Below are 26,471 nucleotides of genomic sequence, written 5' to 3' on the forward strand. Positions count from 1 at the left end.
CCGCCGGCCTGTGGCCCGGCAGGACCAGCCGTCACTTCGGGTCTTTAGCTCAGCTGGTAGAGCGCCACGTTTACACCGTGGATGTCATCGGTTCGATCCCGGTAGGACCCACACCAGAGAACCCCGTCATTCCAGGTTTTTCAGCCTGGACTGATGGGGTTTTTGCTGATCCGACCCTGCTCAGAGGTGGAATTCATGACCGGTGCAACCGCCGTCAGCATCAAGGACACCGGTCTCCTGTCGGCGGGAATCCGGCGTGGCATCTTCCCTGCAGCGATCCTCGGACTCGTGCAGTTCGTGATGACCCTGATCTGGATCGGAAGACCGTCGTACTGGGGTGACGAGGCGGCCACTATCGCCGCGACTGCCCGGCCGATCCAGGACCTGCCCCGCCTGGTAGCACATATTGATGCCGTCCATACGGCGTACTACCTCCTGCAGGGTTCATACATGTCGGTGGTCGGCACCTCACCGTCGCTGACCCGCCTCACTTCCGCCGCGGCGCTGGCGCTCACCGTCTCCGGCATCGTGGTCCTGGGAACCCGGTTGGGCGGCCGCCGGGTCGGCTTGTATGCCGGTGCCATTGCGATCCTCCTCCCGGGGCTCGCATGGACCGGTATGGAAGTCCGGTCATTCTCACTCACGGCGCTTCTCGCCGTCGGCACAGTCCTCGCCGTCGAAGCCGCCTCCCGGGCATCCGGTTGGCGCCTCTGGTCCGCCTACGCAATCCTGCTGGCGCTTTCCACCTGGATCTTCGTTTTCGCCGCGATGGTTGCCCTTCCGTGCGCGGTGCTCGCCCTGCAGCGGGGGCGCTTCCGTGCGTACGCAGGCGCGTCCGCTGCGGCTGCGCTGGCGTCAGCGCCGATCGTCATCGTCACCCAGGCCCAGGCGGGACAGGTCGGCTGGATCGAGAACAGTGCCGCGGGTCTCGCCTATGACGTCGCAGTGGGCCAGTTCTTCTTCGGCCAGCGCCCGTACGATGCCGAAGCCGGCATCCTGGGGTTGTGCGCCTTGGCCTTGGCGGCCATGGCGTGGGGCACGATCGCCGCCGGCATCGTCCGCGGGCACCGAAGCGGAATGGTGGACAACACTGCTGTGCTTGGAATCTGGGTAGTGGCTCCTGCGCTGATCCTCGTGGGCCTGACCCTGCTCGGTAAGCCCCTGTACCTCGAGCGGTATCTGACCTTCACGGCACCGGCGCTCTGTATCTGGCTGGGCGCCTCCTTTGCTGCCCTGAAACCCAGGGTGGGCATAGCCGCCCTGTGTGCTTTCGCGTTCCTGGCAGCGCCGATCCTGGTGCACCAGAAAACCGAAGGGGCGAAGCCCGACAACTATGCGGCCCTCGCTGAATGGGTGGCTGAGCGGAAGGAACCGGACTCGGCAGTCATCTACTCGACGATCAGGGCCCGGGGCGTGAGCGTGTCCTACCCGGAAGCGTTCGAGGGCATCGACGACGTTGCGCGGCTCACCGGTCCGGTCGACATGGGGACCTTCTGGGGGAGCGATCTCGCACCGGGAGATCTGCCCCTGGAGAAGGTGACGGGGAAGTCGGTGTTCGTCTTCAATCTCACGCAGTACCCGGGCGGCTACCCCGACGCGGCAGACCCCCTGGCGGTTGCGGCCGATGATCCGTACGTGACGCAGCTGACCGGCAGCGGCTGCAGGATCGAGGATGCATCCTCGGTGACCACCTTCACCGCCTACCTCCTGCGTTGCTGAGCCCGCGTCCGGGCACGGGCACATGCGCGCTTCGGGTCCAGCTCCACGACGGGAGATCGACAGACCCTGCCGGACTACTCCTCCGCGGCCAGCTGTCCGCAGGCTCCGTCGATCTCCTTGCCGCGGGTATCGCGCAGGGTCGTGGGGATGCCGGCGGCCCTTAGATGCTCGATGAACTCCGCTGCCACGTGCTTCTCCGACGCCGTCCAGATGGACCCGGGCGTCGGATTCAGTGGAATCGGATTGACGTGCACCCAGCCGCGCCCGCGCTTGTTGAGCTTCTTCGCGAGGAGATCGGCGCGCCACGCGTGGTCGTTCATGTCCTTGATGAGGGCGTACTCGATGCTGACGCGTCGGCCGGTGGTGCGGTAGTAGTTGTAGGCGGCGTCCAGGGCCTCGTCCACTTTCCACTGCGTGTTCACGGGAATCAGCTCGTCCCGGAGTTCGTCGTCGGGCGCGTGGAGCGACAGCGCGAAGGTGACGGGGACGTCCTCGGCGGCCAGCTTGTTGATGGCAGGGACGAGCCCCACGGTCGAGACCGTGATGTGGCGGGCGGACATGCCGAGTCCCTCCGGGGAATCGTCGACGAACCGGCGCAAGGCCGCCATGACGCGCTTGTAGTTGGCGAGCGGCTCGCCCATGCCCATGAAGACGATGTTGGTGACGCGGTCGGCGTCGTGCCCGCCGTCAGTTCTCAGGTTGCCGAGTGCGCCCTCCGCAAGTGCCCGGTTCGCTGCGACCACCTGATCCACGATCTCCGCAGTGGACATGTTGCGGGTCAGGCCGGCCTGGCCCGTGGCGCAGAAGGGGCAGTTCATGCCGCAGCCGCACTGGGAGGAGACACACAGTGTGACGCGGCCAGGGTAGCGCATGAGGACCGACTCAACGAGTGCACCGTCGAAAAGCCGCCAGAGGAACTTGATGGTGTCGCCGTTGTCGGTCTTCAACCGCTTGATCTCGGTGAGCAGCGGGGGGAACATCGCGGCAACCAGCTCGTCGCGGCCGGCCTTCGGGAGGTCGCTCATCGCGTCGGGGTCAGTGGTGTAGTGGCTGAAATAGTGGGTGGACAGCTGCTTTGCGCGGAACGCGGGGTACCCCAGCTCCTTCAGCTTCTCCTGCCGCTCGGTCAGGGTGAGGTCGGCGAGGTGCACCGGCGGCTGCTTGACCCGCGGCGACTTGAACTGGAGCAGGGGTCGGCCGTCGCTGGTGACAACCGGCTTCGCTCCTTCAACTTCAGGGCGCACCTGTGGTCGGCTGGATCCGGGCATGGGGGAGAGAATAACGTCAGACATCGCTACCATTCTTTCACGTCCGGCGCCATCCGACGACGAATAACCGCCTGGAGCCTACGCAGCCCGTGTGTTTCTGCTCTCCAGAACCCTCCGGCGACACACTGTCGCCGGAACCCAGGTTTCCCTGGCTCGTGAATACTCCACCCACTGCAGCAGCACCGCCGCAGAGGTCCAGGCCATCGCGAAACCCTTCACCGTCGCCCCTACGCCGTCGGCATACGTCACCTCCGCCCACACGGGAAGTGCCTTCAGCGGCTCGGTCACCTCGCCGGGGGCGGGCTTCGGAAGCCCGACGGGCGCAACGAAGCGGTCCGCGCTTGGGGGAATGCCGTGCCAACCCGTACCCATGCACCGCAGGCTATGCCGTGCCCCCGACATTGAGAACCGGGGCCGACATATTTCCCCGTGATCGGCGTCCGGATGGCCACCTGCTGCCCCGCGGTAATAGTGTGAAGCGGAGGAACCGGACGGCGCGCAGAGCGTTCCGGTCCAGCGAAGGCGCCCTGTGGGTTGCCGTGAATGAGGAGTGGAGATTTTCTTGAGTGCACAGATCGGTGTGACGGGCCTTGCGGTCATGGGAGCGAACCTGGCGCGGAATCTTGCCCGGAACGGGTACACGGTGGCCCTGCATAACCGGTCGGTGGAGAAGACCGACGCCCTGCTGGGAAAGCACGGGGACGAGGGGGATTTCATCCGGACCGAAACGTTGCGCGAGTTGGTGGATTCCCTGGAGAAGCCCCGCCGGGTGCTGATCATGGTCAAGGCCGGTCCCCCGGTGGATTCGGTGATCGATCAGCTCACGCCGCTGCTGGAGGCAGGTGACATCGTCATCGATGCGGGGAACTCCCACTATGAGGACACCCGGCGCCGGGAGGCGGCCCTGGCGATGAAGGACCTGCACTTCGTGGGGGTGGGGGTCTCCGGTGGTGAGGAGGGCGCCCTGCTGGGGCCTTCGATCATGCCGGGCGGATCCCGGGAGTCCTATGACTCGCTGGGCCCGATGCTGGAGAAGATCTCCGCGAAGTACGACGGCGTGGCGTGCTGCACCTGGATCGGGACCGATGGTGCCGGGCATTTCGTGAAGATGGTCCATAACGGCATCGAGTACGCGGACATGCAGGTCATCGGGGAGGCCTATGACCTGCTGCGCTCCGGGGCCGGTATCGAACCGGCCGAGCAGGCGGGAATCTTCGCTGACTGGAACACCGGGACCCTGTCCTCGTTCCTGATCGAGATCACCGCCGAGGTCCTGGCCCACACCGATGCGCGGACCGGGAAACCGTTCGTGGACGTCGTGGTGGATGCCGCCGGGCAGAAGGGCACCGGCCGCTGGACGGTCGTCTCGGCCCTGGAACTGGGCAGCCCGACCTCGGGCATCGCGGAGTCCGTGTTCGCCCGCGGCCTGTCCTCCCAGAAGGAGCAGCGTGTCCTGGCCCAGGGCATCCTGGCCGGCCACGAGGAGACCGTTCAGGTCCCGGAGTCCTTCGTGGAGGACGTGCGCCTGGCCCTGTATGCCTCGAAGCTGGTCAGCTACGCCCAGGGCATCGACATGCTCACGAACGCGGCGAAGGAATACGGGTGGGAGCTGAAACTCGATGAGATCGCGTCCCTGTGGCGTGCCGGGTGCATCATTCGCGCCGAACTGCTCGATGACATCATGAAGGCCTACGCCGAAGCCGACACCCGTCCGGCGAACCTGCTGCTCGCGCCCGCGTTCGCCGAGTCGATCGCCGGCGCCGTCCCGGCCTGGCGCCGGGTCGTGGCGACCGCCGTCCGGCTCGGCATCCCGGTACCGGTGTTCTCCGCGTCCCTGGCCTACTACGACGGGCTGCGCCGGCCACGCCTGCCCGCCGCCCTCACCCAGGGCCTGCGCGACCTCTTCGGAGCCCACACCTACCAGCGCATCGACACCGACGGCACCTTCCACACCCTCTGGGGCGAAGACAAAACCGAAATCCATGCCATCGACACCCACTGACGCCCGCTGACCCCGTGCACCTTTTTCCCCAGCAATCCCCGGGGAAGTTGCATGATTTACCGGACGTGGACGGGGCGGCCGGGTCGATAGCGTCGTTGTCATGAACCTACCTCTGATAGCAGGAAGCATCTCGACGATCCTTTTTGCACTGGCCACCCTGCCGATGCTCGTAACGGCGGTGCGCACCAGGGACATGGAGTCCTACAGCCTGGGCAACATCGCAACGAGCAACCTCGCCAACGCCGTCCACTCCGTGTACGTGTTCAGTCTGCCGGTCGGGCCGATCTGGCTGCTCCACAGCTTCTATGTCGTGGCGACGGCCCTCATGCTGACCTGGTACCTGCGCTTCCGGCGGCCGGCCGAACCCGGCCCTGCCCGGCCGCCGGCGCGCCTGGACGAGCTTGCGGGCGCTGCCGGATAAGGGGACCACTGTGGGTCCCGGAGGCGCCATCCGGGCTACCGTTAATGCATCGATGGACACGGAAATCAGCGCACTGATGCTCAGCTCCGGGCGGGCTGCCTACGCCCGGGGTGAGTGGCGTTCCGCCTACGAAGCGCTGCGCGGCGCAGCCCCGGTCTCGATGCTGGACATCGAGGACCTTGAAGCCCTTGCGAGCTCCGCCTGGTGGCTGGGCCTGGTGAAGGAGAATTTCGAACTGTCCGAGGAGGTCTTCCGCCAGCTCTGCGCCGGCGGGTCCAACGCGAAGGCGGCCATGAAGGCGCTTCAACTCGCGCTCCTCTGGGTGCTGCGGGGGGATCTGATGGTGGGTTCGGGCTGGCTGAGCAGGGTGCGGCGGATCCTGCGGGACGTTCCGCAGTGCCCCGCACACGGCTACCTCCTCTACCTCGACTCGATGATCGAACTCGAATTCTCGGGGGTACTCCCGACGCCCTCCTGCGCGGCGGAGCTGCGGGAAATGGGCCGGGGATTCGACGAACCCGCTCTCACGTCGCTGGGCCTGGTGCTCGGTGGGCTCGCCGATCTCCGGGGAGGCAACACGGCAGAAGGATTCGCCCAGCTCGACGAGGCGATGCTTCCGGTGCTGGCCGACCGGATACCGCTCGAATGGGCGGGCGACATCTACTGCACCGTGATCCACGTCTGCCATGAGCTCGCCGACGTCGACAGGATGCGAGCCTGGACCGAGGCGACGGAAAGGTGGTGCCTCCGCTTCGGCACCGCCGTGGTGTACAGCGGCGTGTGCCGGGTGCACCGGCTCGAGCTCAAGAGCATCGAGGGCGATTGGCCCGACGTCGAGCGGCTGATCGAGCTCGAAAGCGCCGACCTTGCCGACAAGAACGTGTGGGCGGCAGGCGAGGGCTTCTACCAGCTCGGCGAACTGCGGCGCCTGCGCGGTGAGGATGAGGGCGCGCGCGCCGCCTACGGTCGTGCCAGGAGGCTCGGCATCGATCCTCAGCCGGGCGAAGCATTGCTGGCGAGCGCGGGAGGGCACGCGGAGGAAGGGTGGCTCGCGTTGACGGCGGCGCTGGGTGGCAGGGACCGCGTGGGGCGTGCACGACTCCTCGGAGCCGCCGTCGAGCTGGCGCTCAGCACGGGGCGCACTGTCGAGGCGGAGAAGCTGTCCCGCGAACTCGAGGGCACCGCCCGGGACTACGCGAGCCCCGGGTTCGGCGCATGGTCGGCCCAGGCGCGAGGCCTGCTCCACCTCCACCGCGCCGAGGCCGCAGAGGCGCTTCAGGAGTTCGAGGCCGCGTCCCGGTTCCACAGCGGTATCCGGCCGCGGTACGATACGGCCCGCCTTCACGTGCTGCAGGCGCAGGCGCTCGAGGCGCTCGGCCGGGCCGACACCGCCGCCTGGAACTCCGCCACAGCACGGGCGACCTTCAAGGAGCTGGGCGCGCAGTCCTACCCCTTTCCGCCCAGTCCGGCGCCGCCGGAAACCGCGCCGGGCGGACTGACACCGCGTGAGAAGGAAGTCCTGGCCGCTGTCACTTCGGGTACGTCGAACCGGGATGTGGCCAGGCTCCTGTTCATCAGCGAAAAGACCGTGGGGCGGCACCTTGCCAACATCTTTGTCAAGATCGGCGTCACCTCGAGGACGGCGGCTGCCGCCTGGGCGAGGGATCAGTCCTGACCCCGTCCGGCCGCGGGTAGCACGTCAGATGTAGATGGCCGGATCAACGTACTCAGCCGGATCCACCGCGGGTTGCGTTTCCCGTAGCGAGTCGCGGTGCCGGAAGGTCGCGGGGATGCCCGTGACGATCGAATCCGGCGGTGTGTCCTTCACGACGACGGCATTGGCGCCGACCGCGCTGCCAGCGCCGATGGTGATCGGGCCGAGCACCTTCGCGCCGGCGCCGACGGTGACCCGGTCGCCGATGGTGGGATGCCGTTTCACCTTCTCGAGCGACCGTCCGCCCAGAGTGACGCCCTGGTAGAGCATGACGTCGTCCCCGATCTCGGAGGTCCCTCCGATGACGACGCCCATTCCGTGGTCGATGAAGAATCGCCGTCCGATCGTCGCTGCAGGGTGGATCTCGACGCCGGTCAGCGTCCTGGCGAGCTGCGCCAGGACGCGGGCGGGGAAGCGAAGGCCGGGCCTTCGCCACATGCGGTGGGTGAGCCGGTGGACCCAGATGGCATGCAGCCCCGAGTACACGACGGTGTTCTCGAAGGATCCTCGTGCTGCTGGGTCATGGGTGCGGGCGGTCTCAAGATCCTCGCGCAGTCTCGCTAGAAAACTCACCGACTACTTTCTGATGGGGACGGAACTAGCTGCGGATGTCGTCGAACAGGACGGTGGAGATGTAGCGTTCCCCGAAGTCGCAGACGATGGCCACAATGAGCTTACCGGCGTTTTCGGGCCGCTTAGCGAGCTCGAGTGCGGCCCAGACGATAGCTCCCGACGAGATTCCGCCGAGGATGCCCTCCTGCGTTCCGAGGTCCCGGGCAACCCGCACCGAGTCCTCGACGGTGGCATCGAGCACCTCATCGTAGGCGTCACGGTCGAGGTTCTCCGGAACGAAGTTGGCGCCGAGTCCCTGGATCTTGTGCGGTCCAGGCGCGCCGCCGTTGAGGATCGGGGAATCAGCCGGTTCGACGGCGACGATCTGGACGCCGGGCTTCCGCTTCTTGAGGATCTGTCCGACGCCGGTGATGGTTCCGCCGGTGCCGACACCCGCGACGAAGATGTCGACCTCGCCGTCCGTGTCCTCCCAGACTTCCTCGGCAGTGGTGGTCCGATGGATCTCAGGGTTGGCAAGATTGGCGAACTGTTGTGCCCAGATGGCGTTTTCGGTGCCGGCGACGATGTCCTTGGCGCGGTCGACGGCCCCCCGCATGCCTTCAGAGCCCGGCGTGAGGACGATTTCGGCGCCGTAGGCCCGCAGCATCACGCGGCGCTCAGTGGACATGGTTTCGGGCATGGTGAGGATGACGTTGTAACCGCGTGCCGCACCGACCATGGCCAGAGCGATGCCGGTGTTTCCTGAGGTTCCCTCGACAATCGTCCCGCCGGGCTTGAGCGCACCGGCTTTCTCGGCGGCGTCGATGATGGCGACACCGATCCTGTCCTTGACGCTGTTGGTGGGGTTGTAGAACTCGAGCTTGACGGCGACGCGCGCATCGAGGCCCTCGGTCAGGCGGTTCAATCGCACGAGGGGCGTGCGCCCTACCAGCTGGGTGACATCGTCGTAGATCTTTGCCATGGAAGCCTGTCTTCTTAAGGGTGAAATATTCTGGCTCCCCGGCGGAGCCGGGACTGATCCTAACCGCAGTGGTGCGGGAGAACTACGCGGCAAGCCACTCGGCGTAATATTTCCGCGCCTTGGCCAGCTTGGGATTGATGATCACCTGGCAATAGCCCTGCTCCGGATGCTTGCCATAGAAGTCCTGGTGGTACTCCTCGGCCACGTGGAACGTGGGCAGCCGGCTGACCTCGGTGACGATCGGGCTGGACCAGTTGTCCTGGTTGCGCCGAATCGAATTTTCGAAGAGAGTCTGCTGTTCGGTGTCCTGGTAATACATCACGGACCGGTACTGGGTGCCGACGTCGTAGCCCTGCCGGTTGAGTGTCGTGGGGTCGTGCGAGACGAAGAACATGTCGAGGACGACGTCCTCGGGGATCACCGTTTCGTCGAAGCTCACCGCGACGACCTCCGCGTGGCCGGTCATTCCCGAACACACCGAATCATAGTCGGGGAAGCGGGTATGGCCCCCGGTGTAGCCGGAAACCACCTCGGTCACGCCTCGGGTCTGCTGGTAGAGGGCGTCGAGGCACCAGAAGCAGCCACCGCCGAGTACAAAAGTCTTCATGCTCCATACAATGCGTGCGGGCACCGGAAGATTCCCGTGGTGGAACGGAGTGGTAGAACTGGAGCCATGGAGACTGACCAGCAAGGTGCCGGAGCCGGCCATGGCGGGAGCCTGGTTCCGAAGGTCCCGACCGTCGGTGACGTTCTAGGCGCCATCGAGGAACTGTGGCCCGAATCCCTCGCGGAGAAATGGGATGCCGTGGGGTTGGTGGCGGGCAGGTCGACCGCACCAGTGCACCGGATCCTGTTCGCCGTCGATCCAACCGCAGCTGTTCTTGACGAGGCGCTCGACTGGGGAGCGCAGCTGATCATCTCGCACCACCCGCTGTTCCTGAAGCCCGTCCACTCGGTGGCAGCGTCCGGGTTCAAGGGCGAGGCCGTGCACCGGCTGATCGAGAGCGGTTGCGCCCTGGTCACCGTCCACACCAATGGCGACAGTGCCGTCGGAGGGGTGTCCGACGTCCTCGCGGATGCACTCGGACTCCTGGACGTGCAGCCTCTCGTCCGGGCAGGGAACGGGCTGCCGGAGGAGGGCATCGGCCGCGTAGGCAACCTGGCGGACGCCACGACGCTCGGGGACTTCGCCGGAGTGGTGTTCTCCCTGCTGCCGGCGGTTGCGGGTGGAGTGCGGGTGGCCGGCGACAAGGACGGCCTGATCCGGCGGGTTGCCGTGTGCGGGGGCGCTGGGGACTCACTGTTACCCGAGGTGAGGGCCAGCCGGGCGGACGTGTACGTCACGGCCGACCTGCGCCACCATCCGGCGTCAGAGGTACGTGAGGCGGCGGGCAGCGGACGGCCCTACCTCATTGATGTCTCCCACTTCGGGAGCGAATGGTTGTGGCTGACACCGGCGTCCGCGGCGCTCGGAAACGTGCTCGCCGACCAGGGCTTCGGCGCCGACATCCGGGTCAGCGGCATCAATACCGACCCCTGGGACTTCGTCCTCACTCCCGGCTCCTGAACGGATTCCCCGCGGGGATCAGTTTCCGGCGGTGCAATAGGCTGAAGGGATCGTCATTCGTCCACAACGCGGAGGTAACCCGTGGCCAAGGCTGCACCAGAGGAACAATTGCGACTGCTCGATCTGCAGGCACTCGATTCACGGCTGAACCAGCTTCAGCGGCAGGCAGAAGTGGTGCAGAACAATCCGGAACTTGCGGCGCTCAGCGGACGGGTAGCCGCCGTGGACGGCGAGCTGATCCGTGCGAGCACGGAACTGGCGGATCTCGAGCGGGAGCTGACCCGTGCGGAGGATGACGTGCAGGCGGTGGTGGCGCGGATCGAGCGGGACGAGAAACGCCTCAACAGCGGCCAGGGAACGTCGAAGGATTTGACGGCACTCCAGAGCGAGGTGGCCTCGTTGACGCGGCGCCGGTCCGATCTGGAGGACGTGGAACTCGACATCATGGAACGCGCCGATACCGCGCGCGCCTCCCAGCAGACCGTCCAGGAGCGCACGGATACGGTGCGACGCGAATTGAAGGACCTTGAGGACGGGAGGGACGCGGAACTGGCCACCCTCGCCGGGCTGCGGTCCACGGTGCAGGCCGAGCGGGACGCCCTGGCGGCCACGATCGACGCCCCACTGCTCGCGATCTATGAAAAGACGCTTGCCCGGCGTGGAGTCGGTGCGGCACGGCTTTTCCACGGTACGTCCGAGGGGTCCGGGATGCAGCTCAGCCCTGGGGACCTTGCGGAAATCCTGCGCGCCGCACCGGATGACATTGTGATGTGCCCTGATTCGGGCTGCATCCTGGTGCGCTCCACGGAGTGGGGAAGCTGATCCCGGTGGTGGCTGACTACGAACTGTTCAACCCCCATGCTCCGGCCGAAGGGCAGGAACCCACCCGTGGTGGGCGGCTGATTGTCGAAGCCGACGGGGGCTCCCGTGGCAACCCGGGCCATGCGGGCTACGGAGCTCTGGTCCGTGATCCGGCGAGTGGGGCCATTCTCAGCGAAAGAGCGGCGTACATCGGCAAGGCGTCGAACAACGTGGCCGAATACTCCGGCCTCGTGGCAGGGCTGGAACTCGCGCTGGAAATCGACCCCGGAGCCCGGATCCACGTGAAGATGGACTCGAAACTCGTGGTCGAGCAGATGTCGGGCCGGTGGCAGATCAAGCACGCCGACATGCGCGTCCTGGCCGGCAAGGCACGCAAGGTGGTGGACCCGCGGAACGTCACCTATGAGTGGATTCCGCGCGAGCGCAACAAGGACGCCGACCGCCTGTCCAACGAGGCGATGGATGCGGGCATGGCAGGTGTGGACTGGGTACCGCGGAACACCGTCAGGTCCCCTGTGGGGGAAGTGGCCGAATTCCCGAAACTCGACGGCGACCCGCCCGTTGCCGCGGCCGGAAGGCCGAAGCTCTCCGGACGCCTGCACCATATCGAGATCTGGGTCGCGGATCTCGACGAGGGGGTCCGGAGCATCGGCTGGCTGCTCGAGCGCCTCGGTTTCCCCGCACGGGAGAACTGGAAGGACGGCGTCAGCTACGGAGGCGAGGGCTTCTACGTGGTGCTCGAATCCGGGCCCGATGTGGCTCCCGAAGGCCACCACCGACGTCGTCCCGGAGTCAACCACCTCGCCTTCGCCGCCGGTACCCGCAGCGAGGTCGACGTGCTTTCGCGGCGCGCAGCGAGCCACGGGTGGACACTCCTGTTCGCGGATCGGCATCCCTTCGCGGGGGGTCCCGGCCACTATGCCGCCTACCTTGAGAACGAGGACGGCTTCGAGGTCGAGCTCGTGGCCGACGAGGCCTAACCGGCCGGTGGCGCGAGGAGGACGTTGAGCTGGAAGCCCCTGCCGTTGCGGGCTGCCTCCAGCTCCGCGGTCCACCGCTCCTGAGCCGCCCTCAGCAACTGCGCGGGCGACTCCGGGGCCCTGCCGCGTCGGGTGATGAGATGCCGGACGAGTTCCCCTCGCGTGTGCTTCGCGAAGTGGGAGACGACGGTCCGCTCACCGTTGCGCTCCTGATAGACGTTTACCGCGACGGTGTTCCCCGGCGGCGGCGACCAGGCAGCTGCATAGGTGCTCGACCTGCAGTCGATGACGAGCGACGGCCCCGCGTGCGCACGGAGGGGCTCATCCAGAACGCGTTTCCAGAACGACGCGAGCCGCCCGGTCCCCGGGAGATCCACCGACATGGACAGCCGGTACGCGGGGATCGGATCGCCGAACCGTAGTGCGCCCCAGAGCGCCGAGACGATGACGATGTGCTCCCGCGCTTTCTCCTTCTGCCGGGGAGTCAGATGAGGGTAGTCGAGGGCGTCGTACAGCACGCCCGAGTAGACATCATGCGCCGGACCCGACGGCTCGACGTCGAGCCGGCGGTTCCGCTTCACGTCCTCCGCAAGCGAGGAGCCGACCCCGAGGATTCGATGCGCATCAGGATGGCCGCTCGTGTGGCGAAGGGCAGCCAGTACCTCCGTGCGGGCGTCGTTGAGCGCCGGGAAATGGAGGTTGGACAGGGAAATCGGGAGTCCCTCGGATACCGCCGTTTTTCCTTCGGAGGGGGGAAGCAGGATCAGCACCGCACCTACTTTACCGAAGGCACACCGCCGAACGGCACCGAGGGCGCAGTGCCGGCCTCCCCGGGCCTTCGGACGCCGTACAATCGAACTCGGATGGGTCGACCAGGCGGCCGCGTTGGAGGAGTGCCGTGCATTCGGCACGAAAACCACCGAGGAACGTCCGGGCTCCGCAGGGCAGGGTGGTGGGTAACGCCCACTCGGGGTAACCCGCAGGCCAGTGCCACAGAAAATAGACCGCCTTCCGCCGCATACCGGCAGGAGGGTAAGGGTGAAACGGTGGTGTAAGAGACCACCAGCGTGCCGGGTGACCGGCACGGCTCGGTAAACCCCACCCGGAGCAAGGCCAGACAGTGCGCGTGATCAGGGCTGCCCGCCCGAGTGCACGGGTAGGCCGCTGGAGGGCGTCGGCAACGGCGTTCGTAGATGGATGGCCGCCACTCCCGCACCGGCGACAGTGCGGGATGACAGAACCCGGCGTATCGGTCGGCCCATCCCCATTCCAAGTAGTCGAACGCAAAAGCAGGTAGCGCTTACTGTGTCCCTCGTGCAGCGCCCCCAGTAGTTTTCGGAGACAACGGAAACTAGTCATCTGGGGTGGCAATCGTGCAGAACTCACTCATCGGTCCGGTCTTGGCAATCAGCGGCATGCTTCTGGTGGCTCTCCTGCCGGGTACCGGCAGTACGATTCCTGGCGGGCAGTCTTCCCAGGGCGAACCGTCATCCGAGACCTCTCCTCCCGCTGCGGTTCCGGCCACTGCGCCAGCTGTGGAACCCGTGCCCGTTCGACCGGCTCCGGATACTGCAGCTGACGACGCGGGCAGTGCGATCGCTGGCGAGGCGGGCAGTGCGGTAGCAGAGGCGGGCAGCGCGGTAGCAGAGGCGGGCAGTGGAATGGGCGGCGATCTTCCTCCTGAGTTGCTTCCGAGCCCGCCCTACCCTTCCTGTCCCGTTACTGAACTGGGTAACTGGTGGACTGATCCCGCCGACCCGTATAGCTGCCTGCCTCCTGAGTCACGGGGTTTCTCCGAGCCGGTGCCGCCGGTGGGCCCGGGCGACTGGACACCCTGGGGCCCGGCGCCGGCCGAGCCCTCAGGGGATTGCCGGGTCGACGGCACGCAACGGTGTGAGGTGCTCATCATGGGGCAGACCTACGTAGTGACGTTCAGTGATGGCAAGCCCCTGCACGTCTATGAGGTGGCCCCCGGCTGAGCGGCAGGGCCCGTGCCCGTTGGAGGTCAGAATACCGTTGCCTAGGGGAACGGTCAACCCCTCTGCAGATTCTTCGTAGGAAACGGTCCTTTTGGTGAGGTGCGGTGCAACTGCTCCGCTACCCTGATCCAATGACCGCGAGCACCAGTGACACAACTCACCTTTTGGTGCGGAACCGGAACTTCCGGGCGCTGTTCATCTCGAGCACCGCGGGGATCTTTGGAAACGCCGTCGCTTCTGTTGCCCTCCCGATCATCGCGGCCGTGGAACTGCAGGCGGGTGACTTCGAGGTGGCGGCGCTCGCAGGGATGACGTTCCTTCCGTGGCTCCTGTTCGGGCTGGTCATCGGGGTCTGGGTGGACAGGCTTCCGCGCCGTCCGGTGATGGTGTGGTCGCTGGTCGTCCGCATCGCGGCCCTTGCAAGCCTTCCCTTCGCCTACTGGTCCGGTGCCCTCAGCGTCGCCATGCTGTTCATCGTTGCCTTCATCGCCGGAGTGACCTCGGTGTTCTTCACCCTAGCCGACCAGGCAATGGTCCAGCAGGCAGTCACCAAGGACGAGTTGATGGAGGGCAACGGCCTGATCACCGGGTCCGGCGCTGCCGCCGACGCGGCCGGACGTTCCATGGCGGGCTGGCTCACCAGTTCGGCGGGGGCATCCAATTCGCTCCTCATCGAAGTGGGAACGTCTGTCGTTTCGCTGCTGGCCGTGCGCCGTCTTGACGTAGTGGAGGTGGTGCCCGACAAGGCGGAGCATCGGATCCTCCGTGAGATGGCGGATGGTATGCGCTACACCTTCAGCACCGCGCCGCTGCGGGCTATCCTGTACAACGCCGCCCTGTGGAACCTCGGTGGCAATATCGCCGCCTCACTGATTGTCCTGCTGGTGCTGCGGACCCTCAACGAGTCGCAGGTCTGGCTCGGGCTGCTCCTTGCAGCAACCTCGGTCGGCGGAACCGTGGGCGGGATAACGGTCACCGCGCTGGGAAGAAGGTTTGGCTCCGGGCCGCTGTGGCGCTGGTCCATGGTGCCCGGTGTCCTGGGTTACGCCTCACTCCTCCTCATGACGCCGGGCTGGGGCATGCTCCCGGGTCTTCTCGGAATGTTCATCATGGGCGCGAGTGTCGCCTGGAACATCGTGATCGGCATCAGTTTCCGGCAGCGTGTGTGCCCTCCCGGAATGATGGGCCGCCTCGGTGCGGCGTCGAGGACGGTGAGCTGGGGCATGCTCGCCATTGCCTCCCTGGCCGCGGGAATCCTTGCCGAGCTATTCGGCGTACGGACCGCGATCCTCATCGGCATCGGAATCGCCCTTGCAGCGCCGGTGGTGGCCATGCTGGGACCTCTGCGGAATGTCCAGCGGCTGGAAGATCTCGACCAGGGACCCGACCCGGTCCGAGAATCGGTCGAGGTTCCGCCCGCACCGCGGTAACTGCCGTTCAGTGGCCGAACGGGTCGGGATCGACTCCGGGAAGCCAGGTGCGGCCCGGTACGCCCCATCCCCGGGCAGTGACCGATTTCCGTGCCTTGCGTGCATACCGCGCGTTCAACCGGTCCACGTACAACAGGCCGTCCAGATGGTCGTACTCGTGCTGGAGGCACCGGGCAAACCAACCGGTCGCCTCGAAAGCCACCGGGCCGCCGTCGCCGTCAAATCCCGAGATCTTCGCCCATTCCGCCCGCCTGAGCGGAAAGGCCTCGCCGGGCACGGACAGGCACCCCTCGGATTCCTCGGCGGGGTCGGGAGCCGAACCGGGCACCTTGGAGGTGACCAGGGTGGGATTCACCAGGACCCCGCGGGGCGGCGCGCCGTCGTCGTTCGCCATCGCATAGACGAAGATTCTCAGGCCCACGCCGATCTGCGGCGCAGCCAGGCCCACGCCGTTGGCGACGTCCATGGTTTCGAACATGTCGGCGATGAGGGCCCGGAGGTTATCGTCGAAGTGCTCGACGGGCAGCGCGCGCCGGTGCAGGACGGGCTCGCCGGTGATCGTGATGGGGTGAACAGCCATGGGTCCTTCCTGGTCCTCCGTAATCAGCCGGCGATGGAGCGGCCGACGCTCTCGCGCATGATCTCGCTGGTACCACCGAAGATGGTGAGCAGCCGGGCTGCGAGGAAGGCCTGCGCAACGGGATATTCAAGGATGTAGCCGTAGCCCCCGTGAAGCTGGAGGCACCGGTCGGTGATCGACTTGACCCGCTCGCTCGCCCACAGCTTCGCCCGGGCGGCCGACGCGGCGTCGAGCCTGCCGTCGTTGAACGCGATCATCGCGGCGTCGACGTAGGTTTCGGTCACCTCCACCTCGGTCAGGATGTCGGCCAGTGCGAAGCGGGTGTTCTGGAAGTCGATGACGCGCTCCCCGAACGCGTTGCGGTCCCTGGTATAGGCGACTGTCTGCTCATAGACTGCACGGGCTACCGCCGAGGACGCCACAGCGATCCCGAGGCGTGCCTGCGGAAGCTGTTCGAGGCTGTACCGCAGGCCCTGCCCAACCTCGCCGACGAGGTTGTTTCCCGGCACCCGGACGTTGTCGAAGAACAGTTCGGACGTGTCGGAGGCCTTGAGGCCCATTTTGTCGAGCTGGCGCCCCGTGGTGTATCCAGTGGTCTTTTCCACCATGAACAGGGAGAAAGCATCGCTCGACCCCCGGCCGGCGCTGCCGTCGGTCCTGGCCAGGACCAGCGACGCGTCCCCGCTGATGCCGTTCCCGATGAAGACCTTCTGCCCGCTCAGGAGCCAGTCGTCGCCGTCGCGCACTGCCTTGGTGCGGATCCCCCGCAGGTCGCTGCCGGCACCCGGCTCGGTCCAGGCACAGGAGGTGACCTTCTCCCCGGACACCATCCCGGGCAGCCAGCGCTGCTTGAGGTCCTCCGAGCCGTGGGCGAGGAGGTGGGGGAGGACGAGGTCATCGTGCAGATGGAAGGCGAGTCCGACGGCGAGGTGGTTGCTTCTGGCGAACTCTTCATCGAGCACTGCCCGGAAGCGGTAGTCCGCCATGCCGGCGCCGCCGAACTCCTCCGGAACCGCCATCCCGAGAAGTCCCTGTTCACCCGCTGCCTGCCAGAGGCGCCGCGGCATCAGGTGGTCAGCATCCCACTGGGCGTAATGCGGCGCCACCTCGCGGGCATTGAACTCCTGCGCAACCTCCCGGAAGAGTTCATGATCCTCCTCGAACACCGTGCGATTCATGCAGGCAGTCCTCTCCAACACTGTTCCTTGCGTACCGGACGGACCGGCACCCGACATTCCGGACGGGCAGTCAAACGTAAAGCCGCCCCGGAGAGTCTCCGGGGCGGCTTTACGTTTCGGCTGCCATGACAGCCGAACTCGACGGGTGAGTAACGGGGCTTGAACCCGCGACCTCCTGGACCACAACCAGGCGCTCTGCCAACTGAGCTATACCCACCATGCAATCCGCTCCGGCCCCACCCATTCCGGCCGGGGAATCCGGCGGGCATCGGCTTGGGGCAAGCTGCGAAAGGCAGCGGAAACAAGTTTACACACTTTTCGCGGTGCTTTTTCCACCATCCTCGTCCCGCTCCATGCGGGTCCGATCAATCAGGGAAACCCGCCTCCCGCGACGTGGGGTGGACGTCGTTGGCCACCTGCGGGCGCGGCTCACCCGGACCACGGGGTGTCCGGGCGCTCGATCAGCACTCCGTCCACAACGATGTCGACCCGCTCATTGAAGAAGCACGCCAGATCCCGGATCTTCGGGTTCTCCGGAATGGGATCGGGGTAGCTCCAGACCGCATCCCGGACGAGCACATCACCGACGCGCACGGACCAGTAGCGCGCCCGTCCCTTGTAGGGACACACCGATACGAACTCGCTGGCCTCGAGGAATTCGGTGCGTACGTCCGCGAAGGGCAGATAGTAGCGGGGCGGAAGCGGTTCCTCGAAGAGAAGGAGCGGCCGAATGCTCTCGGCAACCGCCTCGCCTGCCACCAGCACCTGCACCCGCCGGGAGCTGCGCACGGTGTCCACCCGCTTGTGGGGATCACGGGCGTGGGCGATAAGGCGTTCATCCTCCTCGTACCATTCCAGCTGCTGCCAGGAAAAGGTCACGAGGCCCGCAAGCGACTCCAGGGCACCCGTGGGGTTGGCGTGGGTCCATGCCGCAGCCTCCACTCGGGACCGTCCGCCCATTACGGACCAGGTCCGCTGGCCCTCCTTGCCGGCGGACTCATCCACGAGGACTCCCGGCCGCACGTCGTCGAGTGGAATGTAGTAGGTCGGCAGGCCTTTCGGACCATACTGGATCAGGAGTTGAGCACGGGAACTCTCGGCGATGACGGCGTCCCCCAGCCGCAGGCGTATCCGGCGGGGAGTGGGTTCCACAGAGGGCTCGGGCAACCGCATGAGCGTAATACTAGCGCTGCGGAAGGCGACATCCCAGAGCTCGTCCCGTATTCCCGGTCCCGTTTCAGCGGGGGCAGGCGGCTCCGCTCCCCGATCTTTTGCTAGTCGCCGAGTGCCTGGGCGATCGCCTTGCTGCTCGGCGAATCAGGGCCCGGACTGGGCACGAAAACGGCCTGCCGGTAGTAACGGAGCTCCCGGATGGAGTCCTTGATATCGCCGAGCGCCCGGTGGCCGCCGCTTTTCGCGGGGCTGTGGAAATAGGCGCGGGTGTACCAGCGGCGGGCAAGTTCCTTGATGGTCGACACATCGATGACGCGGTAGTGCAGGTGATCGACGACGGCGGGCATGTCCCGCGCCAGGAAGTTCCTGTCGGTGCCCACTGAATTGCCGGCGAGCTGCGCCTTCCGGGGCTCGGGAACCCACTCCTTGATGTACTCGAGGACCCGGGCTTCGGCGTCCTGCATCCCGATCCCGTGGGGAAGTTCCTCCAGCAGGCCCGAGGAGGTGTGCATCTGGCGCACGAAGTCGCCCATCTGCAGCAGGGCAGCCGGTTCGGGCGCTATGACGACGTCCACCCCGTTCCCCAGGACGTTCAGCTCCGAATCGGTCACGAGGACTGCCACTTCGATGAGGCCGTCCTTCTCCAGGTCGAGCCCGGTCATTTCGCAGTCGATCCAGACAATCGGTTCATTTGATATCGGCACCCGTCAAATGTACCGCGCACGATCCGGCCCGCCACTTCCCAGTATCCGCAGGAACCGAACTGCTAATATCGTCGAAGTCCGGCGCACTCGTTGACCCAGGTACGGCAGCCGCCGGAACACCCTCCCGCCGTACAAGGATTGGACGCACCGAGATGACCGCCCAGGTCCCTGTGACTGAGCCCTCGGCGTCGCGCCTCCAGCGCCCCAACGTGGCGATCATCCAGGGGTTTGCCGGGTCCATGCTGATGTGGCTCGGCTCCCTGGGCGTCGGCTGGCTGTCCCTGGCGTCAACCGAGCTGCGCCGGAATCCGGTCATCATCTGGCTGCGGTTCGAGCCCGAGGGAGCGGTCTTCTCCGTGCTCGTCCTGGCGATCGGCGGCATGCTGCTGGTGCGATCGTGGCTTCGCCTCGGACAGCGCCTCCGTGGCTGGGGTCCTGAGACGCGCCCCTTCGTGCTGAAAGCCGTTGCCGCGTGGGCGGCACCGATGTGCCTCGCGCTCCCTCTCTTCAGCCGCGACGTCTTCGCCTACATCGCCCAGGGCCAGGTCATGATCGCCGGACTCAACCCGTACCGTGACGGCTACTCGCAGATCTCCAACTATCTGCAGATCGGTGCCGACGACCTCTGGGCGCAGAGCCCTACGCCCTACGGTCCGGTTTTCCTGTGGATCGAGGAGGGGGTGGTGCGGATCACTGGGGGACAGCCCGATTTTTCCATCGCCCTGTTCCGCGTGGTCGCCGTCCTCGGCGTCGCCCTGTGCGTCTACTTCATTCCCAGACTCGCGGACCTCCATGGAATCAATGCAAACCGGGCGCTGTGGCTGACGGCCGCCAATCCACTGTTCCTGATCAATTTCATTGCCGCGATCCACAACGATTCCCTGATGATCGGGCTCGCTCTGGCCGGGCTGTACCTCGCGGCCACCCGCCGGCCGCTCTGGGGGATCATCCTCATCACGGCGTCGGTGGGCATCAAACCGATCACCCTGATCTTCCTCCCGTTCGTCGGGCTGATGTGGGCGGGCAAGGGCGCCTCATGGCCGCGGAAGTTCCTCTTCTGGGGTATCACGGCAGGCCTCTCACTCGGCCTCCTGTGGGTCATGGGCATGATCAACGGGTTCGGCTTCGGCTGGGTGGGCGCACTCAGCACGCCCGGCAGCGTATGGATCTGGTATGCGCCGGTGGGCTTCCTCGGGCTGATCGTGGCGACACTGGGCAACGCCGTCGGGCTGGATGGTTGGGGATTCGCCAACGCCATCCACACCCTCGCCCGCCTCGGCTCCCTGGTGATCATCGCACTGGAGATCTTCCGGGGAGACCACAGCCGGCTCGTTCGTCGGCTTGCGGTCGCCTTCGCGGCGATCGTCCTGCTGTCGCCCATGATCCAGTCCTGGTATGTGGTCTGGCTGATCCCGCTGTTCGCAGTAACCGGCATTCGAAATGACTGGCAGGTGAAAGCGCTGTACTTCACGGTGTCCTTCTTCATGGTCTACGCCATCTCGGACCAGCTCGACATTTTTCCCTACTTCGAGTTCAGCCTCATGGCAGCGCGCCAGATCGCGGCTGTGTGCGCCCTCGGCTTCGGCTTCTACCTGGTGTTCCTTGACCGCAGCACGAAGGTCCTCTTCCGTCGCAGGTTCCATAAACGGGCACCCGGGCAGCTGCACTAGCGGGAGGCGTGCCCCGCCTTTTCTCCTCCCGGGCGGCCGGACGGAAATGCACTTCCGGTCGGGCCGGGCGATACTGAGTAGATGACCGATGCAGCTGAACAGACATTTTCCGGCGAGTTCGACATCACGGAATGGGTCGCCGAGCCCTATTCCGAACCGGGCAGTACGGGCGAATTGTCGAGGGTTCGGGCCGTCAAGGTTTTTGAGGGCGGTATCACCGGGACAAGCACTGCGGAACTGCTGATGGCAGGGAACGACGTCGGCGCGGGGTACGTGGCATCCGAGCAGTTCACCGGCACCCTGGGGGAGCGCACCGGCTCCATGGTGGTGCAGCACTGGGGCGTGGCCGAAGGAACTGAAGCCGCGACCTCGGGCCACATCATCCCGGGCTCCGGCACCGGCGGCCTCGCCGGCGTGTCGGGAAAAGCCCTGTACTCGCAGGATCCGGACGGACAGCACCGCCTTGAACTGCGGGTCACCTTCACCCAGGGACCGGAGTAGACCCGGCTCGTCCCGGGGTGGCGGGGCCATAGTAAACTGGGCGAACTGCCTCCGTAGCTCAGGGGATAGAGCAGGGGCCTTCTAATCCTCTGGTCGCAGGTTCGAATCCTGCCGGGGGCACCACCGAAGCGGCTCCGGCTGACACAGCGTCAGGCGGGGCCGCTTTCTGCCGGCCGGGAACCCCGGGTAGGCGGATCGTCGACGGGCGGCCGGCTGCCCGTTCCGTGGGCATTCCTGCTCGAACGCTACGCTGGGACGATGACATGGCCTTCCCGTTCTGCACGGATTTCCTTCATCTGTGCTGCGGGTGCGTTCATCACCGCCGCGCGGGTGCAGGTGCTCTTCCGGGGCGAGGAAGGATTGAACGCCGTCGTGGTGACGGTCGGCATCACCGCCCTGGTGATCGGTGGGGTCGTTGCCCTGCTGGTCGGCATCCTCACCTATTCGCGCAGAGCCCCGTGACCGGCTTCCGCAGGCCGCCGCCTCGCGGCCGCTTGTCCACATAGCAGTGCCCGTCGATTCCTCCCGCGGCACCGGCTCCGAGACTTGAAGGAGAGCAGCGGTCCGCCGCTCGTATTCGGGTAGCCGAGGGAGAGGGAATTTCCATGAACGACATCATCACGGTCCGGGGGTACGTAGCCACTGAGGTGCGGCTGACACTTGCGCAGAGCGGGCTGCCGATCGCCGGGTTCCGCATGTGTTCCACCGATCGGCGCTTCGACAAGGAATCGAACGCCTGGATCGACGGGAACACCAACTGGTACTCGGTCTCCATGTTCCGCCAGCTCGCGACCAACGGCGCCGCGAGCCTCAGGAAAGGGGACCGGGTGGTCATCGCCGGTCGTCTCAGGGTACGACCCTGGATAAACGCCGAAGGAAGGACGGGCACCTCCGTCGACATCGACGCCGACACCGCCGGCCATGACCTCATGTGGGGCACGGCCAATTTCAAGCGGACCTCCACGGACCGCACCGATGTCCAGGGGCAGGTGCCTGCAGCGCTTGAGGACATGCCTGCCGGAGTGAATCCCGCGACGGGCGAGATGCTCGGCGCCGAGGAAACCGACTACCCCGTCGACCCGGATCCGGACGGAACTCCGGAAGGCGACGACGGGGCACACGGGGCGGCGGCGAACGCGAAGGAACTTGATGCTGCCGGCGCTCCCTTCTGATCGGTCATCACCCCGCAGGCGCCCGTACTGTACTGCGGCATGACGGTGACGGTGACGGTAGCGGTGGCGGTGGCGGTGACGCGGCCTGGGGCCCGGCGGCAGGGGAGCCCGAAATGTGAGTTAAGGGTGCGTACGCACTAGCCTTGATGGCATGGCGGAATTTATCTACACAATGACCAAGGCTCGCAAGGCTGTCGGCGACAAAGTCATCCTCGACAACGTCAGTATGTCCTTCATCCCGGGGGCGAAGATCGGCGTCGTGGGTCCGAACGGGTCCGGTAAGTCCACCATCCTCAAGATCATGGCGGGGCTGGACACGCCCTCGAACGGTGAGGCGCGGCTCAGTCCCGGCTACTCGGTGGGCATCCTGCTCCAGGAGCCACCCCTGAACGAGGAAAAGACAGTGCTCGGCAACGTCCAAGAGGGCGTGGGGGAGATCTACGGGAAGATCCAGCGCTTCAACGAGATCTCCGAGGAGATGGCGAATCCGGACGCCGACTACGACACGCTCCTTGACGAGATGGGAAAACTCCAGGAAGCGATCGACGCCGCAGACGCGTGGGACCTCGACTCCCAGCTCGAGCAGGCCATGGACGCACTTCGCTGCCCGCCACCCGACGCCGATGTGACAGTGCTCTCAGGCGGAGAGCGCCGCCGCGTCGCACTCTGCAAACTGCTGCTCCAGAAGCCGGACCTGCTGCTCCTCGATGAGCCCACCAACCACCTCGACGCGGAAAGCGTGCAGTGGCTGGAGCAGCATCTTTCGGCCTACGCCGGGGCCGTTCTCGCGGTGACACACGACCGGTACTTCCTCGATCACGTCGCCGAGTGGATCGCCGAAGTGGACCGCGGTCACCTCTACCCCTACGAGGGCAACTACTCCACCTACCTGGAGAAGAAGCGTGCCCGCCTCGAGGTGCAGGGCAAGAAGGACGCCAAGCTCTCACGTCGCCTCACCGAGGAGCTCGAGTGGGTGCGCTCCAATGCCAAGGGCCGTCAGACCAAGTCCAAGGCACGCCTGAGCCGTTACGAGGAAATGGCGTCGGAAGCTGACCGCACGCGGAAGCTGGACTTCGAGGAGATCCAAATTCCGATGGGACCGCGCCTCGGAAGCCAGGTCATCGAGGCGCGCAACCTGAAGAAGGGCTATGACGAGCGCGTGCTCATCGACGGACTTTCCTTCTCACTGCCGCGCAACGGGATCGTCGGGGTCATCGGCCCCAACGGTGTCGGCAAGACCACGCTGTTCAAGACCATCGTCGGGCTTGAACCTTTGGACGGCGGGGAGCTCCGGATCGGCGATTCGGTCAAGATCGCCTATGTCGACCAGTCCCGCGCCGGCATCGATCCGAACAAATCCCTGTGGGAGGTTGTTTCGGACGGGCTCGACTTCATCCAGGTGGGACAGGTCGAAATGCCCTCCAGGGCCTACGTCTCGGCCTTCGGCTTCAAGGGCCCGGATCAGCAGAAGAAGGCCGGGGTGCTCTCCGGCGGTGAGCGAAACCGGCTGAACCTGGCCATGACCCTCAAGCAGGGAGGCAACCTCCTCCTGCTCGATGAGCCCACCAACGACCTCGACGTCGAGACGCTGTCCAGCCTCGAGAATGCGCTGCTCGAGTTCCCCGGATGCGCCGTGGTGGTCTCGCACGACCGTTGGTTCCTCGACCGGGTGGCGACCCACATCCTGTCCTACGAGGGAACTGAGGACGACCCCGACGCCTGGTACTGGTTCGAGGGCAACTTCGACGCCTACGAACAGAACAAGATCGAGCGTCTGGGCCCCGACGCAGCCAAACCGCACCGGGTGACACATCGCCGCCTGACCCGCGACTGAGCCCGAACCGGTCGGCCGAGCCACGGAGGACCGCGCGACGCTGGTTCTTTCCCCTCATCGTGGGATGGAGTCGGGGGCGCGGGCCTGGTCGGCCTTCGCGAACTTTTGACGGACCGGGGCCGCGTGGGCGATGAGGGTGACGAGGATGATGGCCGCTCCGGTGACCTGCCCGGGGGAGAGGGTCTCGGAAAGGAGGGCCCACCCGCACAGGGTCGCGACCAGGGGACTGAGCAGCCCGAGGAGAGCTGTGGTGGAGGCCGGTAGGAGATGGACGCCGCGGAACCACAGCGTGTACGCGAGTGCAGTGCCGATGATGCCGAGGTAGGCGTAGCCGGCGATGTTGGATGGCGTGAGTGAGTCCGGCAGGGGACCTTCCAGGAGGAGGACGAGGGGGGCGAGGACGAGGCCGCCACCAATGAGCTGCCACGCCGTGGTCGCCAGGAGCGTATCCGGTCGTCCCCACTTCTTCGTGAGGACCACACCGCAGGCCATTGCCAACGCACCTCCAAGCGCTGCGCCGACGCCCAGCAGGTCCAGCCGTGCCTGGGCCTGGAGGACCAGGAGGGCGACGCCGGCCAGGCCGGCGAGCCCTGCTGCAACTTTCCTCACCGTGAGTTGCTCACCGATCCAGCGTGAGGCGAGCACCGTGATCAGGATCGGCTGGACGGCCCCGACGGTCGCCGCTACGCCGCCGGGCAGTCGATACGCAGCGATGAAGAGCAGGGCGAAGAACACACCGATGTTCAGAGCTCCCAGCAGGAGAGACCTCCACCACCAGCTACCGCGAGGCACCCGCCGGACGATCAGGAGCAGGACCAACCCTGCGGGAAGTGAACGCAGCACCGCGGCCAGGAGGGGCCGATCGGGTGGAAGGAGTTCGGCGGTCGCGATATACGTCGTCCCCCATACACCGGGGGCGACCGCCGTCAGAAGGAGTAGGACCCATCGATTACTAAGCACTTAGCTATAATAGCTTAGTGCTTAGCCAATTGGTAGGGTGATCGAATGACTGATCATGTGGAAAGCGTGCTGCAGCAGTGGAAGAGGGAGCGTCCAGACCTGGACGTTTCTCCCATGGCGGTGGTGGGTCGAGTCTCCCGTGTGGCGCGCCGGTTCGATGCACGATTGGGGCGGACCTTCGCCGGGCACAACCTGGATGCTGCGGCTTTCGATGTGTTGGCAACCCTGCGGCGACACGGGTCGCCCTACACGTTGAGCCCGAAAGACCTCACCAACGGTGCAATGGTGACGTCCAGCGCTATCGCCCAGAGACTGAACCGGTTGGAGGTCCAGGGACTCATTGCCCGTTCCCCGAGCTCCGTGGACGGGCGCGGGAAGAACGTCGTACTCACCGACCTTGGGAGGACGACCGTGGATTCGGCCCTGCCCGACCATCTCCGGACTGAGAATGAGCTACTGGATCCCCTCGACGATGCGGAGCGGCAAACCCTCGCCGCGCTCCTGGCCAAGCTCGACGTGCCCTAGGAATTCCGGTCCGCGATCGTCCCCAGCCGGGCGACGATTACACGTCAATCGCGTTCCAGTGAGGTGCAGATGCAGACCCGGTTCCCGTCGGGGTCGGCAAGAACGGTGAAGGATGGTGCGGCAGAGTCGTCGACGATGGACCCGCCGCCGGCCACCGCTGCTGCAATTCGATCGTCGGCAACCTCGGGGGCGAGCCAGAGGTCGAAGTGCCAGCGCTGGCGCGGAGTTTCGCGTTCCTCGGTGGTTTGAAACCACAGTACCGGGACCCGTCCGGTGGGATCGAGGATCGAGTCGCGGACTCTGTTGTTCGGGCTGCCGGTCAGCAGGACCGACCAGAAAGCTGCAACGCTGTGCTCATGCGCGGTGTCGAGCGCGATCTCGAGTTGGGCCACGCCTGTCGGCTGTGGCTCAAGCCCGTGCTCACGGGCAGTTTCGCTGATCTTCAGCGCCATGTCGATGTCCAGCCGTGTGACCCACCTACCGCCCTCATGGGTGCACAGTGAGACGTCGATGACGCCGTAGGTCAGCCTCAGGTCGGGGTGGTGGCCGTCGTTCTCCGCGGCCCGGGCCACGGCGGTGATGAACTCCGCCGCCTTGGTGTAGTTCCGGATCGAGTAGCGTGCGTGAAGGGCCTGGGCCAGCATGCGCCAGTCGCTGAGACCCGCATCGGTGACCTGCTGGTTGCTGAGCTTTTCCATAGCCAGACTCTGCCATAGGGGCCGGCCGGCCGGGGGTTTT

Annotated in this window: 27 protein-coding genes, 3 tRNA genes and 1 other RNA gene; 18 read left to right on the forward strand and 13 right to left on the reverse strand. The window is 66.0% G+C overall.

The genetic code is table 11. The annotated features are described in order from the left end of the window. Positions 1 to 38: 38 nt before the first annotated feature. Together Y704_RS0104170 and Y704_RS0104175 are read left to right on the forward strand one after the other, a co-directional pair. Positions 39 to 111, forward strand: a tRNA-Val gene (locus tag Y704_RS0104170). 84 nt (positions 112 to 195) lie between these two features. Further along, positions 196 to 1,719, forward strand: a complete 1,524-nt coding sequence (locus tag Y704_RS0104175; RefSeq protein WP_026549174.1) for a glycosyltransferase family 39 protein — start codon at positions 196 to 198, stop codon at positions 1,717 to 1,719. Between the two features lie 74 nt (positions 1,720 to 1,793). Here the strand turns inward: Y704_RS0104175 and rlmN are convergent, their stop codons facing one another. Both rlmN and Y704_RS0104185 read right to left on the reverse strand, forming a co-directional pair. Next, on the reverse strand, positions 1,794 to 3,011 hold the full coding sequence (gene rlmN, locus Y704_RS0104180; RefSeq protein WP_026549175.1) for a dual-specificity RNA methyltransferase RlmN: 1,218 nt from the start codon (positions 3,009 to 3,011) through the stop codon (positions 1,794 to 1,796). 54 nt (positions 3,012 to 3,065) lie between these two features. Further along, complete coding sequence (locus Y704_RS0104185; RefSeq protein WP_026549176.1) at positions 3,066 to 3,359, reverse strand: hypothetical protein; 294 nt, start codon at positions 3,357 to 3,359, stop codon at positions 3,066 to 3,068. Between the two features lie 190 nt (positions 3,360 to 3,549). Here Y704_RS0104185 and gndA point away from each other — a divergent pair, with 190 nt between their 5' ends. The 3 genes from gndA (at position 3,550) to Y704_RS0104200 (ending at position 7,085) form a co-directional block, all read left to right on the forward strand. After that, entirely contained in the window at positions 3,550 to 4,989 is a 1,440-nt protein-coding gene (gene gndA, locus Y704_RS0104190) for an NADP-dependent phosphogluconate dehydrogenase (protein WP_026549177.1), read from the forward strand. Between the two features lie 100 nt (positions 4,990 to 5,089). Next, positions 5,090 to 5,410, forward strand: coding sequence for a hypothetical protein (locus Y704_RS18885; protein ID WP_035771601.1), 321 nt, complete (start codon positions 5,090 to 5,092; stop codon positions 5,408 to 5,410). Positions 5,411 to 5,462: 52 nt separating this feature from the next. Continuing rightward, the gene (locus Y704_RS0104200; RefSeq protein ID WP_026549178.1) at positions 5,463 to 7,085 is read left to right on the forward strand and encodes a LuxR family transcriptional regulator; all 1,623 of its coding nucleotides are present in this window, start codon (positions 5,463 to 5,465) and stop codon (positions 7,083 to 7,085) included. A 24-nt stretch (positions 7,086 to 7,109) separates the two neighbouring features. On the opposite strand, the gene epsC is transcribed toward Y704_RS0104200, so the two are convergent. From epsC to msrA, 3 genes are all read right to left on the reverse strand, one after another. After that, entirely contained in the window at positions 7,110 to 7,697 is a 588-nt protein-coding gene (gene epsC / locus Y704_RS0104205) for a serine O-acetyltransferase EpsC (RefSeq protein WP_026549179.1), read from the reverse strand. A 25-nt stretch (positions 7,698 to 7,722) separates the two neighbouring features. Beyond that, positions 7,723 to 8,658 (reverse strand): cysteine synthase A, encoded by a 936-nt coding sequence (cysK, locus tag Y704_RS0104210; protein WP_026549180.1) that lies wholly within the window; start codon positions 8,656 to 8,658, stop codon positions 7,723 to 7,725. 82 nt (positions 8,659 to 8,740) lie between these two features. Then, positions 8,741 to 9,265, reverse strand: a complete 525-nt coding sequence (gene msrA, locus Y704_RS0104215; RefSeq protein WP_026549181.1) for a peptide-methionine (S)-S-oxide reductase MsrA — start codon at positions 9,263 to 9,265, stop codon at positions 8,741 to 8,743. A 66-nt stretch (positions 9,266 to 9,331) separates the two neighbouring features. Between msrA and Y704_RS18890 the strand changes: the two genes are divergently transcribed. The 3 genes from Y704_RS18890 (at position 9,332) to Y704_RS0104230 (ending at position 12,027) form a co-directional block, all read left to right on the forward strand. Next, positions 9,332 to 10,225 carry a Nif3-like dinuclear metal center hexameric protein gene (locus Y704_RS18890; RefSeq protein WP_051476682.1) on the forward strand — a complete coding sequence of 298 codons (894 nt, stop codon included), beginning with the start codon at positions 9,332 to 9,334 and terminating at the stop codon, positions 10,223 to 10,225. An 81-nt stretch (positions 10,226 to 10,306) separates the two neighbouring features. Further along, entirely contained in the window at positions 10,307 to 11,047 is a 741-nt protein-coding gene (locus Y704_RS0104225; protein WP_026549182.1) for a zinc ribbon domain-containing protein, read from the forward strand. A 23-nt stretch (positions 11,048 to 11,070) separates the two neighbouring features. After that, positions 11,071 to 12,027 carry a reverse transcriptase-like protein gene (locus Y704_RS0104230; RefSeq protein WP_051476688.1) on the forward strand — a complete coding sequence of 319 codons (957 nt, stop codon included), beginning with the start codon at positions 11,071 to 11,073 and terminating at the stop codon, positions 12,025 to 12,027. Here the strand turns inward: Y704_RS0104230 and Y704_RS0104235 are convergent. Beyond that, entirely contained in the window at positions 12,024 to 12,797 is a 774-nt protein-coding gene (locus Y704_RS0104235) for a YaaA family protein (RefSeq protein ID WP_026549184.1), read from the reverse strand. The genes Y704_RS0104230 and Y704_RS0104235 overlap by 4 nt on opposite strands. A 94-nt stretch (positions 12,798 to 12,891) precedes the next feature. On the opposite strand from Y704_RS0104235, the gene rnpB reads away from it, so the two are divergent. From rnpB to Y704_RS0104240, 3 genes are all read left to right on the forward strand, one after another. Next, an RNA gene (rnpB, locus tag Y704_RS22625) (RNase P RNA component class A) lies at positions 12,892 to 13,292 on the forward strand. A gap of 279 nt (positions 13,293 to 13,571) precedes the next feature. Next, positions 13,572 to 14,006 carry a hypothetical protein gene (locus tag Y704_RS23895; RefSeq protein WP_155850208.1) on the forward strand — a complete coding sequence of 145 codons (435 nt, stop codon included), beginning with the start codon at positions 13,572 to 13,574 and terminating at the stop codon, positions 14,004 to 14,006. Positions 14,007 to 14,137: 131 nt separating this feature from the next. Further along, positions 14,138 to 15,436: an MFS transporter gene (locus Y704_RS0104240; protein WP_155850209.1), complete on the forward strand. Its 1,299-nt coding sequence runs from the start codon at positions 14,138 to 14,140 to the stop codon at positions 15,434 to 15,436. Between the two features lie 7 nt (positions 15,437 to 15,443). Here the strand turns inward: Y704_RS0104240 and def are convergent, their stop codons facing one another. The 5 genes from def to orn form a co-directional block, all read right to left on the reverse strand. Continuing rightward, a complete protein-coding gene (def, locus tag Y704_RS0104245; protein ID WP_026549186.1) occupies positions 15,444 to 16,016 on the reverse strand; it encodes a peptide deformylase in 573 nt (190 codons plus the stop codon). Between the two features lie 23 nt (positions 16,017 to 16,039). Next, positions 16,040 to 17,194: an acyl-CoA dehydrogenase family protein gene (locus Y704_RS0104250; protein ID WP_026549187.1), complete on the reverse strand. Its 1,155-nt coding sequence runs from the start codon at positions 17,192 to 17,194 to the stop codon at positions 16,040 to 16,042. A 144-nt stretch (positions 17,195 to 17,338) separates the two neighbouring features. Then, positions 17,339 to 17,411, reverse strand: a tRNA-His gene (locus Y704_RS0104255). A 212-nt stretch (positions 17,412 to 17,623) separates the two neighbouring features. Continuing rightward, positions 17,624 to 18,367, reverse strand: a complete 744-nt coding sequence (locus Y704_RS0104260; RefSeq protein ID WP_051476683.1) for a DUF427 domain-containing protein — start codon at positions 18,365 to 18,367, stop codon at positions 17,624 to 17,626. A gap of 101 nt (positions 18,368 to 18,468) precedes the next feature. Next, positions 18,469 to 19,071: an oligoribonuclease gene (gene orn, locus Y704_RS0104265; RefSeq protein ID WP_081747394.1), complete on the reverse strand. Its 603-nt coding sequence runs from the start codon at positions 19,069 to 19,071 to the stop codon at positions 18,469 to 18,471. Positions 19,072 to 19,223: 152 nt separating this feature from the next. Between orn and mptB the strand changes: the two genes are divergently transcribed. The 6 genes from mptB (at position 19,224) to ettA (ending at position 24,248) form a co-directional block, all read left to right on the forward strand. Next, positions 19,224 to 20,741 (forward strand): polyprenol phosphomannose-dependent alpha 1,6 mannosyltransferase MptB, encoded by a 1,518-nt coding sequence (gene mptB / locus Y704_RS18895; RefSeq protein WP_035771603.1) that lies wholly within the window; start codon positions 19,224 to 19,226, stop codon positions 20,739 to 20,741. A gap of 81 nt (positions 20,742 to 20,822) precedes the next feature. Continuing rightward, on the forward strand, positions 20,823 to 21,242 hold the full coding sequence (locus Y704_RS0104275) for a DUF3224 domain-containing protein (protein ID WP_026549190.1): 420 nt from the start codon (positions 20,823 to 20,825) through the stop codon (positions 21,240 to 21,242). A gap of 47 nt (positions 21,243 to 21,289) precedes the next feature. Further along, a tRNA-Arg gene (locus tag Y704_RS0104280) sits at positions 21,290 to 21,365 on the forward strand. A 135-nt stretch (positions 21,366 to 21,500) separates the two neighbouring features. Further along, complete coding sequence (locus tag Y704_RS23235; protein WP_026549191.1) at positions 21,501 to 21,704, forward strand: hypothetical protein; 204 nt, start codon at positions 21,501 to 21,503, stop codon at positions 21,702 to 21,704. Between the two features lie 143 nt (positions 21,705 to 21,847). After that, positions 21,848 to 22,414 (forward strand): single-stranded DNA-binding protein, encoded by a 567-nt coding sequence (locus tag Y704_RS22615; protein WP_051476684.1) that lies wholly within the window; start codon positions 21,848 to 21,850, stop codon positions 22,412 to 22,414. Between the two features lie 151 nt (positions 22,415 to 22,565). Continuing rightward, positions 22,566 to 24,248, forward strand: coding sequence for an energy-dependent translational throttle protein EttA (ettA, locus tag Y704_RS0104295; RefSeq protein ID WP_026549192.1), 1,683 nt, complete (start codon positions 22,566 to 22,568; stop codon positions 24,246 to 24,248). A gap of 54 nt (positions 24,249 to 24,302) precedes the next feature. On the opposite strand, the gene Y704_RS18910 is transcribed toward ettA, so the two are convergent. Beyond that, positions 24,303 to 25,208 (reverse strand): EamA family transporter, encoded by a 906-nt coding sequence (locus tag Y704_RS18910; protein ID WP_035771607.1) that lies wholly within the window; start codon positions 25,206 to 25,208, stop codon positions 24,303 to 24,305. A gap of 45 nt (positions 25,209 to 25,253) precedes the next feature. Here Y704_RS18910 and Y704_RS0104305 point away from each other — a divergent pair, with 45 nt between their 5' ends. Next, entirely contained in the window at positions 25,254 to 25,733 is a 480-nt protein-coding gene (locus tag Y704_RS0104305) for a MarR family winged helix-turn-helix transcriptional regulator (RefSeq protein ID WP_026549193.1), read from the forward strand. Between the two features lie 44 nt (positions 25,734 to 25,777). Here Y704_RS0104305 and Y704_RS0104310 read toward each other — a convergent pair whose 3' ends face one another. Further along, a complete protein-coding gene (locus tag Y704_RS0104310; protein WP_026549194.1) occupies positions 25,778 to 26,431 on the reverse strand; it encodes a 4a-hydroxytetrahydrobiopterin dehydratase in 654 nt (217 codons plus the stop codon). Positions 26,432 to 26,471: the final 40 nt, after the last annotated feature.

This window comes from Arthrobacter sp. Br18, assembly GCF_000520555.1.
Lineage (GTDB): Bacteria > Actinomycetota > Actinomycetes > Actinomycetales > Micrococcaceae > Arthrobacter_D.

What these genes read in the sequence shown, in the direction of transcription:
- rlmN (WP_026549175.1), bottom strand. Translation starts at nt 3,011, where the DNA reads ATGTCTGACGTTATTCTCTCCCCCATGCCCGGATCCAGCCGACCACAG.
- Y704_RS0104260 (WP_051476683.1), bottom strand. Translation starts at nt 18,367, where the DNA reads ATGCGGTTGCCCGAGCCCTCTGTGGAACCCACTCCCCGCCGGATACGC.
- Y704_RS0104310 (WP_026549194.1), bottom strand. Translation starts at nt 26,431, where the DNA reads ATGGAAAAGCTCAGCAACCAGCAGGTCACCGATGCGGGTCTCAGCGAC.
- Y704_RS0104240 (WP_155850209.1), top strand. Translation starts at nt 14,138, where the DNA reads ATGACCGCGAGCACCAGTGACACAACTCACCTTTTGGTGCGGAACCGG.
- Y704_RS0104185 (WP_026549176.1), bottom strand. Translation starts at nt 3,359, where the DNA reads ATGGGTACGGGTTGGCACGGCATTCCCCCAAGCGCGGACCGCTTCGTT.
- ettA (WP_026549192.1), top strand. Translation starts at nt 22,566, where the DNA reads ATGGCGGAATTTATCTACACAATGACCAAGGCTCGCAAGGCTGTCGGC.
- Y704_RS0104305 (WP_026549193.1), top strand. Translation starts at nt 25,254, where the DNA reads ATGACTGATCATGTGGAAAGCGTGCTGCAGCAGTGGAAGAGGGAGCGT.
- cysK (WP_026549180.1), bottom strand. Translation starts at nt 8,658, where the DNA reads ATGGCAAAGATCTACGACGATGTCACCCAGCTGGTAGGGCGCACGCCC.
- def (WP_026549186.1), bottom strand. Translation starts at nt 16,016, where the DNA reads ATGGCTGTTCACCCCATCACGATCACCGGCGAGCCCGTCCTGCACCGG.
- mptB (WP_035771603.1), top strand. Translation starts at nt 19,224, where the DNA reads ATGACCGCCCAGGTCCCTGTGACTGAGCCCTCGGCGTCGCGCCTCCAG.
- Y704_RS22615 (WP_051476684.1), top strand. Translation starts at nt 21,848, where the DNA reads ATGAACGACATCATCACGGTCCGGGGGTACGTAGCCACTGAGGTGCGG.
- Y704_RS18885 (WP_035771601.1), top strand. Translation starts at nt 5,090, where the DNA reads ATGAACCTACCTCTGATAGCAGGAAGCATCTCGACGATCCTTTTTGCA.
- Y704_RS23235 (WP_026549191.1), top strand. Translation starts at nt 21,501, where the DNA reads ATGACATGGCCTTCCCGTTCTGCACGGATTTCCTTCATCTGTGCTGCG.
- Y704_RS0104250 (WP_026549187.1), bottom strand. Translation starts at nt 17,194, where the DNA reads ATGAATCGCACGGTGTTCGAGGAGGATCATGAACTCTTCCGGGAGGTT.
- msrA (WP_026549181.1), bottom strand. Translation starts at nt 9,265, where the DNA reads ATGAAGACTTTTGTACTCGGCGGTGGCTGCTTCTGGTGCCTCGACGCC.
- Y704_RS0104275 (WP_026549190.1), top strand. Translation starts at nt 20,823, where the DNA reads ATGACCGATGCAGCTGAACAGACATTTTCCGGCGAGTTCGACATCACG.
- Y704_RS0104200 (WP_026549178.1), top strand. Translation starts at nt 5,463, where the DNA reads ATGGACACGGAAATCAGCGCACTGATGCTCAGCTCCGGGCGGGCTGCC.
- Y704_RS18890 (WP_051476682.1), top strand. Translation starts at nt 9,332, where the DNA reads ATGGAGACTGACCAGCAAGGTGCCGGAGCCGGCCATGGCGGGAGCCTG.
- Y704_RS0104175 (WP_026549174.1), top strand. Translation starts at nt 196, where the DNA reads ATGACCGGTGCAACCGCCGTCAGCATCAAGGACACCGGTCTCCTGTCG.